Below are 15,460 nucleotides of genomic sequence, written 5' to 3' on the forward strand. Positions count from 1 at the left end.
AAGACTACCTTCCATTGGTAGTCTTCCTGCTGCTATAATTCTTTTACCTTATATGCAAAAGGTCACTTACTGCGTCCTTTAGTTTTCCATAGGTTCTTATTTTACTGAAGTCTATACCCAATTGAACAGCTGTTAAAGCGATTTCTGGACGGATACCTGTAATCGTTGTATCGATTCCTAGCAATTCTAACATGTTTACGACTTGAAACAATTCATTGGTCATCATTGTATCAATGGAAGGTACACCTGATAAATCAATGATTAGGCAAGACAATTCAAGGTCTTTTGCCTGCATCATAATTTTTCCCGCAAAGTCATTGCTCTTATAGTCATCGATCTGACCAATTATAGGAAGAACACCAACTGTATCTGAAATACTAATGACTGGTGTACTAAGTTCTGAAATTAGCTTTTTTTGAGCATATACTTGCGCCTCTGCTACTTGTCCATAATACATGGTAAAGAGTCCAATCATCCGATCAAAGGCTTCGTTTAAGGTTCTGTTCCATAGAATAATATCTTGTTGTGCAATACTAGACTGATGGAGGCTTATAAATGCTTCAACCTTGTTAAGAAAAATAGCACGAAACTTTTTGAAATGACGGATACTCAGGTAAAGAGGATTCCCTAAACGAGCTTGTTTGGTTGCAATCTCTTGGGCCCAACCACTAAGATTTTTAAAAGATCCATCCTTTAGGACCTTCACTATTGTACGGGTAAAATAGTGATTTTGTTCTCGAAGGTATTCAGTTACCTTTGGAGAAGCATCAACTGTATAAACAGAATTCTCTTCTATCTCTCGAGAATCTAACCACTCTTGAGCCATTTCATTCACATGTTGTAATAAAAAATCATGTAATTCTTGAGTCATTTTATCCATAACGTTTTCCCCTTTTATTGATCACAGAAAACATAACTACTATTCAACGTACGGATACTTATTTTAAGATATGGTACATTCATGAGAGGTAGCGTTTCTGGGGTACCTCTTTAGTTTTATAGACGAATTGCTTAAGTTAAAAAATAAAATGAGGTTAGTTTATTCTCAACTGAAATCCATTAATCCTGCTGTTTGTTAGGTGCCTTTTTATATGAATGATAAAATATAAAAAAAGTAAGTAAAATTTATAATTTATAATTGTTTCTATATAAAACATTTCACCTTAATTATTGTTAAAGGCTAGTATCTGTTTCCTCATGGTTTAGGTGAACCACAAAAAGAAAACCACTAGAATGGCTCTAGTGGTTCTCCTTTTTAAAAGTCGCTATATTCTTCTAAGTCATCATCGTCTAATGAGCCAGATATATTTTCTAAATCGGCAATCTTTCCTTCGTTCAGTTGAGGAACCTTTGAAGGCTCTTCTTCTTTAAAAGTATTGCTTCCTACAAAACCCGTTGTTTGGGCTAATACCTTTAATTCAGATAGTTCATTCTTAATATGCTCAAACATTTCGTAGGTTTTTTTATCTTCCCTTTCTTTTCTTCCAGTAGATGAATCATCTAAATCACGTAGAATTAAAGACGAAATATAATCTCCTAACTTACGCGATTTAGCATATGTAGCCAGTTGATTATACACTTCATCACTCAATCGATTTGTCTTAATGGTAAACGCATTTTGGCGTTCTGACATCCTTATCACCTACGTTGTTAGGATTTAACGGCTTTCTTATCTGCTGCTTGCTTCTTCTGAACGTAACCAATACTACGAATCTCTAAGCCAAATAAATTTAAGTGACGGCTATCTTGAGGAACCTTATGGTACTTGTCTGTACGTTCTTCTCCAATTTTTTCACGCATACTATTCATGATAGCAACTTCTAAAGTAGGAGCTACCCCTCCACAGTACACATATTTACGCACTTTGTTCGCTGGTGGTGGTGCAACATCATTTAATTTAGCCAATAAGATCTCTACATATTCTCGAAGAGAAGACTTGATTGTATTTGTTAAATCAATGGATTCGCCTGTGTTTTCGTTTTTTAATACAAACTTTTGTTTACTGTAGTTATCAAGAATAAATTGATCAAAGGCACGTAAGTCTGTAAACAGTTCTAGGAATTTTTCTTTACGTAATTTATCAATATGCGCTAAATAAGGAATGCCTTCAATGCTTTGGAATGATTCACGACTATTGGCAGCTTTCAACCCTTCTGGTAGAATAACCACATCAATGGAACCACCACCAATGTCCACCATCACGGTTTCACATTCTACATACTCATTTGCATCTTCACGATCTTCAAGGGTTAAGTCTTTTTTTAAGGCAAAACGTGCACTTTCTCCCTCTTTTAAGCACGCACTTTCTTCTACTACTACTTTTAATGTATTTTCAAACCCAGGCGTATGCACCGTAAACGTATGGTCGCCTAAGAAACGATTAGCCATCGCTTTTTGAGCTGCACCAAATGTACTCTCTTTCTTAAGGAGCCAGATTGGTAGCATCGTAGAAAAGTAGTCAATTTCAATTGTGTTATCTTTTTTATCCTTAGCATGTAACGCATGGTAATACGCAATGGCAGCTAAAAAAGTGATGTATGGAATATGACTTGTAATTTTATTATGTAATTTATTAATGTGATTATTAGCCAGCAATTGACTAGCTGCAATGTCACCGACCAAGAAATAGCGCTCTTTCTCTTCTCCTTGAATAGTTGTGGAAAGTAAAATACGCTTTTTAAATTCTTCTGGAGCTGTAACAGCATCTGTGAAAAACGAATCTGCAGCTTCTTTTTGCAGTTCAACTACATTCGTTGGAAAATCAAATAAATATCCATCCATGATGTTCATATCCACAGAGTTTCCGCAATCTTTATTAAAACGTGAAATTTTCATTTCTATACACCTCATCTTTTAAGTTGAACTTATATTCAACTTATTGTACTTGATGTAGGATAAATATTCAAGATGTGAGAACGATTTAATTATCTACAAAAACTTACATCTATCAACAATTGAAGGAATTAAGTAGAGATTATATTTAAATACGATGTCCCACCATTATCTTACTGAAAATTAGCAACACAACAACTGCAAAACCTACTGACTTGTCTTTTTTTTTACGCTTAGAAATACAAGCAACTTTATTCTTTAATAAGGTAATATATAATGAATCTTGTCTTTAAATGTCATCTTAGCTCTTTCTTTAAAGCCTATCCTTTTATAGATTAGCTTGCTTTTTATTTTAGAAGTTATAACGATTAGATATCATTTAACAAAGAGATTTAATTTTCCTTATCAAGTAGTCACTTTTTCTATACGAATTTATAAGGTAAGGATAGTTTAAAATTCTTTTCATTTTATGAATAACTGATTCTCCTTTTACACATGTTAACGTTACAACCAATAAAGGAGATGGATAAAATGGCAAACAATAAAAATAGCAACACAAATGAATTATTAGTATATGGTGCTCAACAAGCAATTGACCAAATGAAATATGAAATTGCTAGTGAGTTTGGTGTTAACCTAGGTCCTGATGCAACTGCTCGTGCAAACGGATCTGTAGGTGGAGAGATTACAAAACGTCTGGTACAAATGGCTGAGCAACAACTTGGCGGCGGACGCTTCTAAAATGGTCTCATAATAGGGACTAAAGGAAGAAGAAACATCTTTCTTCTCTTTTCTATGATTTAAATAATAAAAGGCACATGCATAATATGAAAAGCCTCCATCAATATCGATGGAGGCTTTTTCAGTAGAACATAACTTCTTTGCCCTTGTGAGACCTTATCGTTATGTATCCCGGTTTATTTCGTTAAACCTGAACCATTTACAGTAGCCATACACACCATTGAAGTCTGCTTTAGCTCTGTACTCATCATATACCACCTTGACAGACAATAAAACCTATTTTTATACAATTTATGAAAATAGTAATTTTAAATGAAAATAATGTATAATAAAAACACCTTTAAAGATACATTTATTATGCATCTTTTAGGGCGAAAAATTACTTTAATGATAGCGATTTTACAATACCAACTTGTAATTCTACAAAAGAAAGCAACATATAAAGGTAAACAAATTCAAGTGAACATAAACAATTTTTAAAAACCTCACTCACAAATAATTTCATGTTATTGTCTCCTCTCCTCTATACGCCATTTTTTCGAATTGGCTTACATTTAAAGATCTCCACTTTAGACAATGCGATCTTTTTAACAGCAACTTAAGTAGTTTGAGTGGACAGATAATGAACTTTTATTTACCTAGTATTGATTCTATTCGTTGTTTTTCTTTTCTTATCAAGATCCTCTCGAATTTCTCGTGTAAGAACACCCTCCTCTATTTTTTCTGCAATATCCATTAGCTCTTCAATATCAGAAAAAGAATACCTACGGATAAGCGAGGAATTCCTTTCAGGAAAGATAAGGTTTTGAGCTTCATAATAACGAATTTGTCTTTCAGAAAGCCCAGTCATTTCAGATACAGTTTTCATAGTCATTACTTTTTTTTCTCGATATGAACAATCCTTATTCAATTAGTTTCTCTCCTCTATACTATTTGGCTAAGTTCGCGATGCGTCAATTCTTATAGGTGGGGAATTTAGTTAATATATCTAAATTTTCAAATAATTAAATTTTACAGTATCAGTATATGATAAAAACATCTACAACTTGGTCATAACACCTGACATGCTAAATGCAATTATGAACGGATCCATGCTCTTTTTTTAAAGCTTAAGAAGTCTTATCCTTTAATTTTTGATGATCCTCAGATCTGTTCCATCCATCCTCTGAAACGCTTTTAACTTCTCGTCCTTTCTGTATTAAATGTTCGTGACTAGTACAAGCATCAGCATATAAAAACTCTTGCCTTCTTACATAATTAGCTACCCCTTACCTACTGCGGTAAGGGTTCTTTGTTATTTTTCGACTGGACAGGCAAGCTTACCGCAGTAGTTACATAGTATCTAAAGAATCTTAACTTCATCACCTAATCAGTAGCTAGTTCAGTATCGCTACCGCGTTAATACAAGCTGTATACGCCCAGTGAAGCCAATTGGGGAACCTGTAAGGGAGCTGAGCCGAAGAGGCGAAGGGGGCGACCGAATGGGTTGAGCTGAAAAAATAGGTATGTAAAACGCAAAAAAATTAAACAAATGAAAGAAGGTATCAGCATGAGAAAAACACATGATATTGGTTTTCGAAACTTCCTCCATCAACCATTCTTTAAGCCTTCCACAAAGCCTCGTCCATTCAAGGCATATTCCTTTGTCCCATTTAGTCCACTTGCCATGCTTGACCCCACTATTTTAACCATAGGAGGTATCGTCTTAGGAATCGCTATTATCGAACGAATATTAGAACGATGGGGTGTCATAGATCTGGTTAATCAGTTTGCGAAAGTGATGCGGTTTATCCTGCCTGTTACCTTCTATAGTGCGTTGATTTACTTTTTTGCGACCTTTATGTTTTGAGGAGGAATATGGATGTTTGAAAAACTAAAACTGCGTGGCCAACTGATTAAAGCGTTTCGTACGGCAGAGATTTACCGGATAGTGAAACGAGGAGACCGAACCTCTTATCTCTTTCCAAAAATTCATCAAATCGAGAACCACCATACGTACACCCGGTACGCCTTTTCCTTACTAAATGGCATTGATCCTGACCTTTTAAATAAAAAGAGATGGGCGTTACGCCAAGTATTAGGCAGCAACATCGAAATAAATGGCAGCTTAAAAAACTTTAGTATTACTGTTCATCACAAAAGCCTCCCTAAGATGCTCCATTATAGGTATGAAGGCATTCACCCTCATATTGAGAAAATGGAACTTCCCGTATGCATCGGTCAAGATATCTATGGAAACCCGGTTTCATGGGATTTTGCCGATTTAGAAACCTTACTGATTTCTGGCGAAATTGGAGCCGGGAAAAGCAGTCTTATGCGGGTTATCCTCACCACTTGGGTGAAATATGCCTCTCCTGAAGACTTGCGTTTAGTGTTAGTGGATCTTAAACGAGCTGATTTGGGGCTGTTTCACGGGATTGAGCATGTAGATGCGCTTTGTTTTGAGGCAAAGGATATGAGAAAACCTTTTGCGTTATTACGAGCTGAAATGTATCGACGAGGCGATTTGTTGTTAGAACATGGGGTCACTCATATCAGCAGGCTACCTTTTAAACTGCCTCGTATCGTTGTGGTAATTGATGAAATGTCCATCGTGAAGAGAGAAACAGATCTTGTAGAGATGATTCAACAGTTCGCCAGTCAAGGCCGTGCGCTAGGTGTTCACACGATTATTGCCATGCAGCGTCCCGATGCCGATTTGTTAAATTCAGCACTCAAAGCAAACTTACGGGTTCGGATCTCTGGAAGGCAGGCCGATGCAATAAATGCGAAAGTTGCCGGAGTCATCGGCGCAGAAGAAATCGATGCTGCAGCTAGAGGGCGCATGAGGATTAAAATTAATGAGGTCAAAGAGTTTCAAGCCTACTTCTTAGATGAAGGAGCTTGTAAGGAAATACTTTCACCTTATAAAACGCTCGTAAAAGACCCTGAACCAGAACTAGAAGTGGTGTCACAGTCCATCTTTGGGTTATTAGAGAAGGAGGAGCAGCGATGAGTTTCCGTTTATCTAAACGTGATAAAGACATCATCGCGTTTATTAATCAGTTTCGAGCTGTGGATCGAGACTCATTAGTTGACCTCTTCTTTAAACAGCTTAAATCGCCCATAAATGCGTGTAATAGCGTCATGGTACGTTTATATCGATTAGGGCTCATTGAACGCACACAGCAGTGTTCTCCGACCGTCTATTTACCTGTGGATGCCAAAATCAAAAAGAGCTCTCAAAAAATCTTACATTTCCTTTCTATTTTGGATGTCTATAAACAAATGTATACGTATAGCACACCTAAACAGGTCATTGTCGAAGATAAGCCCACCGGGCGAAAAGGAGGGGTTGAACCGGATCTGTTTTGTATTTTTAAAGGGTCTCCTTTTTGGATTGAAATACAACGTAATCAGTATTCCGAACAGAAAATGCAGGATAAGATTAATTTATATGAGGAGTTTTTCTTTTCTGATGAGTGGAAATCATTGCATTGGCAGCCAGAGGACCGATCAGCCATCTTTCCTTCTGTCATTTTGATTACACCTGTTCGGTATGTGGTGTCTTCTGACCACCTCCGCATTATACAAGTAGCAAGTATTCATGAATTGATGGAGAAGTATAAAAGTTCTTCAAAACAAACGAAAGAATCAGGGGCGAAGCCATTAGTTTCTTCTGGTGGAATTAAGATTAACCTTACGTAAGGACAGATAATATAAAAAAGCTGCCTCAAAACAGGGAATGAGGCAGCCTTCCTGATGTCACACTCGTTAAAATGTGAACGTCATAGCAATTTAACTATAACAATTTTATTACAAATATTCTATATTTTTCTTATTGTTTTTATCAGTTAGATAAAATTGTGATAAATTTACATTATTTTTCGTTAAATTAAAGTCCAGTAAAGCCATCTCATAAAAAAATTCATCTAAAACCTTGTAAATTGGCTATTGAAATAGCTGAATAATACATTTACTGTTAAATATGTCTAAAGTTTTACAGTATTGGTAAGTAGGTGGTAGGAAATTTGAAGGAATGTAAGATTCGTTTGAGACACGCGTTACTTACAGAAATAGAAAAGGCCAAGGAAAATATGGTTCAGGTAGCAAAAGAAGAAGGAATTGCAAGCAAGAGTACATTTCAAGTAAGCCAGTCCATTGACCAACTGTTAAATGAATTACATAAGGTAACTTCAACAAAGCACTAGTTATTTTTTTATAAATAAAAAACAATCGCTTTCTCATCGCATTGGCCTAGCATGAGAAAGCGATTATTCTTTAGTAAGTGGTGATTAACTTACTAATGGACTTGTAAATTATAAATAATTTGGATAATAAAGTAAAGATATAATGTGCTGAAATTATCTTTATCTATCACGCCTAATGTAAACACAGAAAAGCCACTGATATATATCAGTGGCTTTTCTGCGATGCATATTGTCAACTCGAAAACACAATGAGGATTTCCAAACCAACGCTTCTCAGCGTTCTAAATAGTTTGTTCTGTCTACAATATTTATATACACATAAATAATAAATACATCTCTCACCAAAAACGTAAGGAGTCATTAGCTAGTTCCATTTATAAAGAATAGTTTAGGATTCTCCCTTTTCAAAGTTATTTTTATTTACGGACTTTCTTTGACCAGTAAAATACATAGGAAGAAAGGTTAATTCCACCAGCTTCTTCTGGCGGAATTAAAATTAATTTAAAATAAGGTAGCTATACGCGGAAAACAAGAAAAGCCCTTCACTAGTTAAGGACTGAAAGGGCTCTTCTTCGCTACGAATAAGTAATGGTTTTATAGTGGAACCATCGATTCTATTTTATCATGTTTTAACTAAAAAAGTAATTTTTATCCTTAATAAATAAAATTTTCAAAATAAATAAATCCAGTTAGCATCAACATGTAGACTATGACGGTTAAACAGAAGAGATATAAGGAAACAAAGAGAAATTTTATGAAGGGCAATAAACTGAATGAAAAAAGAGAACTATCCATTTCCTTAACGATAAAAAAAAGCTTCATATAGCTACGTAAGCGTTCTTATTTTTATTCTAAATCAGTTAGGAGCCGATATTGCTCAGAGGTAATTAAATCACCTTCCATGAGAACATAAGGGTGTGTTTCCATTAAAATAGTTTGGAGATACTCCGGCATCCTTTCTCCTTTGTATGCACAAATTAACGGAAAAGAGAGTTTATTCACCGCATGATCCACGATTCTTTCAAAATTTTCGATTAGATGTAACGGATTTTCCATCGTACTCAATTCTACATGTGCCCATGATCAAAAAGAAAGATTTTATTTTAATTTTTTCTATTTTATGAAATAATTGTATGGTTCGTTTTGGACAGAACAATTAAATTCATAAGGAGAGGGAAGAATGAAATTAATAAGCAACATCCTATTTCTTGGTTGTTCTGCATTGTTGCTTGCAGCTTGTCAACATGCTGACACAACTTCAACTATTAAGGATAAGAAATTAGATACTATCCTTAGTGATATATCTGATAAATACGTCGTTTTAAGTATTGGGCAAGACTTGAAATCAAAGGATGTAAAAGTTGAGATATTGGACACTGAAGATGCAGACAAAGTAAAAGCAGACATTAAACGTCAATTAAAAGAAAATGGTTTGAGTACTTATAAAGTTGACGTTCGGGAGAGAAATGGTAAACAATTAGAAAAAGAGAAACGTGGTTTGATATTGAGAATAAGGTCCTTGTAGATTTGAAAGAGAATAAAGAGTATAAAAAATGTAACATATAAAAAGATTGACGTTACATTGAAACAGCCTGTTACAGTTGCTATTGTTGCCCCTATAATTAGGTCTGATGACGGAGCTTAAGAGTATAGTGAAAAAATCAAAAGAGAAGTAAATATTTTTCCTCAAACTAAAGATATAAAGAAGCAATCTAAAGGTGATTCTTACAAGATTGTTATTCATAATCAAGATGACGAGGTCATCAATTAAAGAATACATAACGGAACAATTAAGCTAGTCTCTTTATGTTTAAATATATATAGAAACATGTGTGAATTTGGAGGAAAGGCCATGAAACGTGCAATAGGCGTATTTCTTATTGCTCAAGCTTTATTAACGTACTTAACCATTAATACAATTTATACTCCTAGTACGTCTACCATAGTGAATAGAAATACAGGAGTTGCGACAATTTTATATAGTTACCCTTGGATGTATTGGTTAAGTTTTATCGGTTTGGGTATTTTGCTTATATTGGGAACATATTTAGTTTTAGCTTCCTCTTTTTACTTTTAATGGGTTTTATGTTAACTAAGCCTTTGTATGATAGGTGTCTTTAAATAATATCTTATAAATATGTTTAAATGTAATTATAAGGAAGTTTTTCTAAAGTGATACATATGCAAAAACAGCAAGGCATTACAGTGCTTCTATTAATGCTAGGAATGGTAACCATTTCTTTAGGGATGGCTTTCAAAAATGTATTTGAGTACTCTCCTATTGTGGGCTGGCTATTAGGAACCCTGATATTATTAGTTAACTCAATATATACAGGGAAAAATATAAAAAAGGAAAGCAATACATAAGTAATTTAAAAGTGCTTGGCTTTTAAATATCCAGGTACTTTTTCCGCCTATAGAATTCATTAGACTACTAAAGTACATAACTTTAAATTGTTAAATTAAAAATTAATTTCTATATATTATGTTATACTTCTAAACATGTATTACGGTTATAGAGGAGTTTTAAATTGAAACGTAAAGAGATTTTTTCATGGATTAAATCAATTATTATCGCTTGTATCTTAGCTTTTGTTGTAAGGGAGTATGTACTTGCTCCTATAGTTGTAAACGGTAAGTCTATGATGCCTACTTTAAAGAATAACGAACATATTATTCTTAATGAGATGGGTAAAAATAAAGTAGACAATATAAAAAGATTTGATATTATCGTTTTTCATGCTACAAAAGAAAAAGATTACATTAAAAGAGTGATTGGTTTACCAGGTGATCGTATAGAATATCGTAAAGATAAGTTATATATAAACGGGAAAAAATATGAGGAACCTTATCTAGATCAATATAAAAAAGAAATTGTAATAGGTCCATTAACTGAGGATTTTAAACTTGAAGATTATACAGGTAGTGAAACTGTTCCAGAAGGCCAGTTATTTGTTATGGGAGACAATAGAAAGAATAGTCTAGATAGTAGATCTCCTAGAGTAGGAACAATATCCGTAGATAAGATAGTAGGAAAAGCAAAATTAGCTTATTGGCCTTTAAAAGAGTTCCAATGGATTAAATAACTTTAAAAAGTTTCCTTGTCATAGGGAGCTTTTTTATATGCTCCTGTAAAATTCGTTATATAAACTAGAAATCAAGTTATACGTTTAAGTAAAAAGTTTAGATTACATTTATTTTGGACATGACTAGGGTTGTCACCTTCTCAAGGCTGACTAGCGACAGGCAGGCATAGACCAATGACTTTCTATTTTTAAAAATAGAGGGTCATTTTCTTTAAACATCAAGAAAGCTAAGTAAAGGTAAGATTATTGCACCTTTTCATATGTCAAAAAAATCTTCTGTCTTTTTGCTTGGATCAAGTGACCTTAATGCCTTCATAATCTTTTTTATTGTAGCTCCTGATGGAACATAACTTGAATCAGTGTATATTTTACTAATTGTGTTTCTATTTAAACCCGTCATTTGGGCTAATTTTGTTATGTTATAACCTTCCTTATCTAAAAATCTACCTAACTTACTTCTTTTAGCCACTACAATAACCTCCTTTTTATAAAGGATGGACAGATTTCCTTTAACCTATTCATCTATGCAAAAAAAATTAAGCATTGCTCAATAAAAGAGGCATTAGTTTATAACAATTAACATATAGTAAAGTACAGAGCAGAATAGTTTTATGTGAAAGAGAATAATGTCAATATTTTGGTCATAATCATATAGCATGAATACAGTTAAGACCGCCTTATACACTGATACATAATGGGCGGTCTTTGTTATAGGTATGAATAGTTTTTGAGTATCATAGAAAATAAAAAACAACCTGCCCTAAACCAGTCTGCTTAAGAGAAAATAAGAACAATTACAAAAGGGCAGGATTTATTGAGGCAGCTTCTTTTTCCGCAATCGATGTAATCTTCGTTGAATTCCATGGGCTGATCTACCAATTAGTTGGCCAATTTCTTGCTGAGTACGGCCTTCTTGATAAAACATATACCATAGACGGGCATCTTCCTCTTTAGTCCACTTTTTATTTTCATATTTAGGCCGATTAAAATAATCATATTTTCTTTGTTCCTTTACCCAGTCGGGTTCTGGAATAAGAGTATTTAGGGCTACTTTAGAAAAATTAATCAGTTCCTTATTCTGTTGTGCCCATTTCCAAAAGGCTGCTACGTCAATTCCTAAAAATGTTCGTGTGTTTGCTCTCAAGATATTATAAGGTAGTTCTCTTTTCTGAATCCAGCTATAAATGGTATGAACATCAACTTGCAGACACTCTGCTAGTTCATATGCTGTAACATTTCCCAGATGAGATCTTACGCCACGTATACCTAAACGATATAACCTAGACTCTAATGCTTGTGTACTTCGTTGTAAGCGTCTAGATATTTGGTCAAGTGACTTGACCCCATACCATTTTACCAAGTATTCATCCTCTTTCTTTGTCCATCTACGTAATGACGTATTTCGTACTAATTTTAACAGTCTAATTCGATTTGCAACAGAAGAAGGGCTCTTGCCTAAATGTTTTCCAATCTCTCGATTGTCCATCTTATTAATGTTTATCTTTAAGAAGGTATCTTGATCAGTGGACCATTTTTTGCGTATGCCATTTTGGTTATGGCGAAGTTGTAGTCGTGAAACCCGTTTATTAACCGATTCTTTACTACGATTTAAACATTCACCAATTTTTTGGAGTGTCATTCGCCCATATTGTTCTTTTAGAAATAAATCTTCTTCCTCTGTCCACACTTTTTGATTTTTAGTCACCATATTGCCCTCCAATTCTCGACTTAGATGTATAGAAAGCTACGTATAGAGAATAGTAGTGGAGATGTTTATCTTTCCTCAGCAGAAAGTAAATCCTGTTTCATTTATCTTGTTATCCATTGGACACAGGTTATCACTTTATTAAGTCTATTTTTTCTAATTTGTCAGTGAAAAGATAAACAGTTGTTACTTTTTCTTTAGGCTTTTACTTTTGGTACTCGTATACAACAGGAACTTGATCCATTTTCACCGTTTTGGCCACAATATAACGACGATAGCCATCTTTTAGAATCTTTGAATCTTTTTCAATCGTCAATGGCTCATCTAAACGACCTGTACGCTTCACAAAATCAATGACCTTTTGTGTTTTTTCAGGGTTTGGACGTGTTTTTAAGAACTCTTCAGGTACGATGATTTCATCAAATTTCAATAGATCCTGAGTTCCCTTCGGTTGGTTAGATAATCTTGTCTTTTCTTTCTCACTCTTTTTCTCTTCTTTTGCTACAGGTTGAGAAACAGGTGCTTGTGCCTCTTCCTGTTTAGTAGATTCCGTTTTCTTTTGGGCTTCAGAAGGCGCAGAAGCCTCTTGCTTAGGTTCTTTTTTCGCATCTGAATCATTCTTCTCTTTATCATTTTTATTCGGAAGAACGGTAATCTGGAAACAGATCACTCCTACCTCACCAGGACATTCATCAATCGCAATGTCTAATGTTGGTTCACCTTGAATTAAGATTTTTTCATGCATGATACTTTTCTTCGTGAGCCCTGTTTTATTAAAGGCTTTCTTTGCAACAAACACCGTATACGAAATAAAGGTACTCTTCTTTAACCCCTTCGGCGCAGATGGTGACCCTTTTTCACGCATATCAAAAGCAACGTAGCGATCATATTCTCGTAATGGTCCTGTGGCTGAGCCGGTTAACGTAATTTTATGTGGCATAATAGTCTCCTCCTGCATAGATAATTATTATTGTTTATTTAGAACACAGTTCTAAATAAACATGTCATATTGAAACATCAGCTTCTAAGAGATTTCTACTTTTTTTGATTAGGAAGCTGTGTCTTTTAACTGATTGTGTTGACGTAAACAGTCTTGTTCCTCTGGCGTTAAAGCTTGTCCTAAGTCTTGTTTTACCTGAGCAATCTCAAACAAACTATACGTAGAGCTGTGCTCCTGCAGCAAGTTCTCTTCTTCCGGTGTTAGCTCTTGACCTAAATCTTGCTTTAACTGAATCATTTCAAGCTGGTGTTCCAAAGAAATCTCTGTTTCTTTTGTAGCTTCTTCTTGCTGCTGTTCAGCTTTTAACCAATTTGGAACTAGCTCCTTACGGATAATCCGTTTTGGTGTAGCGAATGTTATTGTTTGACTTTCGTTATGTATAACTTCTTGTTGGTTTGCGTATACTGATGAATAATCCTGGTCTTTAGGCTTTGTTAAATCATAGAATTGATTTTTCGCAATCTGATAGATTAGTCGACACATATCCCGTAGGGATAAAGGATTCCCTTGTTGATTAGCTTCATGGACATATTTATCTAACCCAACAATGGTTGAATACGCAATTTCATGTACTTGCTCTTTCTCAATCGTAATCTCTGTATCTTTTTTTACTGCTTTTGCAGCATTTTGAATGCGAGCATAGAAGTCTTGTAGTTGATGTCCATATTTACCTGCATAGACTTGATTGACTTTCTTAGGCACACCTTTGATGTAGGTGAATGCCTGTGAAACAGACATTAAATGATTATTTATATGATTTACAGGTAAATCAAGGTTAATAAAGGCATTCGGTGATTTATCGACCTCTAAGCTTGGTGTATCAACGTTTTCAGCACTTTCTGGATGCGTCACAGGACGTGTCACAGGAGTGGTCATTTCTTCTTGTTGAAGCGTTTGTATCCCTGTTGTATCATGGGCAAAAAAGATTTCGTCGCAAATGTGATGAAAGTTTTTATGGCTTTTAAGGATAAATACATAACTGTCCGGATGAGTACCTGTTGTATCTTCTTTAATGTAACGAGCGACAATGATAAACGGTGTCGCTTTTAAGGAGCGTACAAAACGAGAAACGGTACTTTTGGACACATTAAATTTCTTCATAAGCGTTTCAGAACGGATCGCTTGAATGCCCGTAGCCACTAGGTTATAGATGACATGATCGAGCATTTCCATTCTCTTTTTAGGAAATTCTTTATGTATAGCAGATTGTTGTTGTTTAAAGTGGGTACGAAGAATGTCTAAAAACTCTTCTTTCTTTTTACGAAGCGTGGACTTGTTGGTCCATAACCATTTGAACCGTCCATTGAAGGTATCTACATCTTTTAAATAACAGGTTAATATTTTTGTCATTTGTTCATCTTCTCCTTTAAGGAACACAAAAAAGACACTGTTTCCCTGGAAAAAGGAAAACAATGCCTTGATTTTGATGAACTAAGCCCTTGAAATAGATGTCAATTTCGTATAAAATAAAAACATAAGTTTTATTTTATAGAAAAACTAACTCTATTAACAAGAGACTTCGACAAGTGTTTTCCCTACTGTAATTAGGGTGAACGGTTTAAGAGTGTTGACAGCACTTCTTAAACAGTTGAAGTCTTTTTTCTATTCCGGTCCTTTTTGTTAGTTTTATTATAGCGTTAACTAGTCTCATAATTCAATAAAAATTAGCAAAATATATCAAAACGAGTATTTTAGGCTAATCTTTTTCATTTAGATAATAAATAATTTTAAAATCATTTATCTGAAAAATAAAATCTTTCTCTCTACTCTTGACCAGCATGCAAAGTGCAATTTTTAGTTTCAATAAAAATAATCTTCCAAATGAAAGAGGCATTGCCCTTAGTTAATTCAGCTTAACTAAGGGCAATGCCTCTTTCATTTTTTATCTTTCACTAAAATTAGGTTA

Annotated in this window: 17 protein-coding genes; 9 read left to right on the plus strand and 8 right to left on the minus strand. The window is 34.5% G+C overall.

Annotated features, from left to right (window positions below; all coding sequences use genetic code 11):
* Nucleotides 1-43: 43 nt before the first annotated feature.
* The 3 genes from MKX72_RS27105 to MKX72_RS27115 form a co-directional block, all read right to left on the minus strand.
* Nucleotides 44-880 carry an STAS domain-containing protein gene (locus tag MKX72_RS27105; protein WP_154992488.1) on the minus strand — a complete coding sequence of 279 codons (837 nt, stop codon included), beginning with the start codon at nucleotides 878-880 and terminating at the stop codon, nucleotides 44-46.
* Nucleotides 881-1,255: 375 nt separating this feature from the next.
* Nucleotides 1,256-1,633 carry a hypothetical protein gene (locus MKX72_RS27110; protein WP_221817325.1) on the minus strand — a complete coding sequence of 126 codons (378 nt, stop codon included), beginning with the start codon at nucleotides 1,631-1,633 and terminating at the stop codon, nucleotides 1,256-1,258.
* 17 nt (nucleotides 1,634-1,650) lie between these two features.
* Nucleotides 1,651-2,835 carry an Alp7A family actin-like protein gene (locus MKX72_RS27115; RefSeq protein ID WP_221817324.1) on the minus strand — a complete coding sequence of 395 codons (1,185 nt, stop codon included), beginning with the start codon at nucleotides 2,833-2,835 and terminating at the stop codon, nucleotides 1,651-1,653.
* Nucleotides 2,836-3,363: 528 nt separating this feature from the next.
* Here MKX72_RS27115 and MKX72_RS27120 point away from each other — a divergent pair.
* Entirely contained in the window at nucleotides 3,364-3,573 is a 210-nt protein-coding gene (locus MKX72_RS27120) for an alpha/beta-type small acid-soluble spore protein (protein WP_047934289.1), read from the plus strand.
* A gap of 634 nt (nucleotides 3,574-4,207) precedes the next feature.
* Here the strand turns inward: MKX72_RS27120 and MKX72_RS27125 are convergent.
* Nucleotides 4,208-4,447, minus strand: coding sequence for a MerR family transcriptional regulator (locus MKX72_RS27125; protein WP_048022390.1), 240 nt, complete (start codon nucleotides 4,445-4,447; stop codon nucleotides 4,208-4,210).
* Between the two features lie 675 nt (nucleotides 4,448-5,122).
* Here MKX72_RS27125 and MKX72_RS27130 point away from each other — a divergent pair.
* The 8 genes from MKX72_RS27130 to lepB all read left to right on the plus strand — a co-directional run bounded on the left by MKX72_RS27130 (nucleotide 5,123) and on the right by lepB (nucleotide 10,849).
* Nucleotides 5,123-5,422 carry a hypothetical protein gene (locus MKX72_RS27130; protein WP_098113985.1) on the plus strand — a complete coding sequence of 100 codons (300 nt, stop codon included), beginning with the start codon at nucleotides 5,123-5,125 and terminating at the stop codon, nucleotides 5,420-5,422.
* A gap of 12 nt (nucleotides 5,423-5,434) precedes the next feature.
* Entirely contained in the window at nucleotides 5,435-6,568 is a 1,134-nt protein-coding gene (locus MKX72_RS27135; RefSeq protein ID WP_098113986.1) for an FtsK/SpoIIIE domain-containing protein, read from the plus strand.
* Complete coding sequence (locus MKX72_RS27140) at nucleotides 6,565-7,260, plus strand: hypothetical protein (protein WP_098113987.1); 696 nt, start codon at nucleotides 6,565-6,567, stop codon at nucleotides 7,258-7,260. Before MKX72_RS27135 ends, MKX72_RS27140 begins: the two co-directional genes overlap by 4 nt.
* Nucleotides 7,261-7,583: 323 nt before the next feature.
* Nucleotides 7,584-7,763: an aspartyl-phosphate phosphatase Spo0E family protein gene (locus tag MKX72_RS27145; RefSeq protein WP_261763731.1), complete on the plus strand. Its 180-nt coding sequence runs from the start codon at nucleotides 7,584-7,586 to the stop codon at nucleotides 7,761-7,763.
* Nucleotides 7,764-8,943: 1,180 nt separating this feature from the next.
* A complete protein-coding gene (locus tag MKX72_RS27150) occupies nucleotides 8,944-9,288 on the plus strand; it encodes a DUF4030 domain-containing protein (protein WP_098113988.1) in 345 nt (114 codons plus the stop codon).
* A 327-nt stretch (nucleotides 9,289-9,615) separates the two neighbouring features.
* Complete coding sequence (locus MKX72_RS27155; protein WP_098113989.1) at nucleotides 9,616-9,840, plus strand: hypothetical protein; 225 nt, start codon at nucleotides 9,616-9,618, stop codon at nucleotides 9,838-9,840.
* Between the two features lie 104 nt (nucleotides 9,841-9,944).
* Nucleotides 9,945-10,130, plus strand: coding sequence for a hypothetical protein (locus MKX72_RS27160; protein ID WP_154975043.1), 186 nt, complete (start codon nucleotides 9,945-9,947; stop codon nucleotides 10,128-10,130).
* A gap of 164 nt (nucleotides 10,131-10,294) precedes the next feature.
* Nucleotides 10,295-10,849, plus strand: a complete 555-nt coding sequence (gene lepB / locus MKX72_RS27165; RefSeq protein WP_098113990.1) for a signal peptidase I — start codon at nucleotides 10,295-10,297, stop codon at nucleotides 10,847-10,849.
* Nucleotides 10,850-11,105: 256 nt separating this feature from the next.
* Here the strand turns inward: lepB and MKX72_RS27170 are convergent, their stop codons facing one another.
* The 4 genes from MKX72_RS27170 to MKX72_RS27185 all read right to left on the minus strand — a co-directional run bounded on the left by MKX72_RS27170 (nucleotide 11,106) and on the right by MKX72_RS27185 (nucleotide 14,904).
* Entirely contained in the window at nucleotides 11,106-11,318 is a 213-nt protein-coding gene (locus MKX72_RS27170) for a helix-turn-helix domain-containing protein (RefSeq protein ID WP_235918805.1), read from the minus strand.
* Between the two features lie 342 nt (nucleotides 11,319-11,660).
* Nucleotides 11,661-12,554 (minus strand): sigma-70 family RNA polymerase sigma factor, encoded by an 894-nt coding sequence (locus MKX72_RS27175; protein ID WP_154975048.1) that lies wholly within the window; start codon nucleotides 12,552-12,554, stop codon nucleotides 11,661-11,663.
* A gap of 205 nt (nucleotides 12,555-12,759) precedes the next feature.
* A complete protein-coding gene (locus MKX72_RS27180) occupies nucleotides 12,760-13,494 on the minus strand; it encodes a plasmid stabilization protein (protein ID WP_154975051.1) in 735 nt (244 codons plus the stop codon).
* A 108-nt stretch (nucleotides 13,495-13,602) separates the two neighbouring features.
* Nucleotides 13,603-14,904 carry a replication protein gene (locus MKX72_RS27185; RefSeq protein WP_340760984.1) on the minus strand — a complete coding sequence of 434 codons (1,302 nt, stop codon included), beginning with the start codon at nucleotides 14,902-14,904 and terminating at the stop codon, nucleotides 13,603-13,605.
* Nucleotides 14,905-15,460 lie beyond the last annotated feature (556 nt).

It is taken from the genome of Priestia sp. FSL R5-0597 (genome assembly GCF_038006305.1).
In the GTDB taxonomy this organism is placed as follows: Bacteria; Bacillota; Bacilli; order Bacillales; family Bacillaceae_H; genus Priestia; species Priestia zanthoxyli.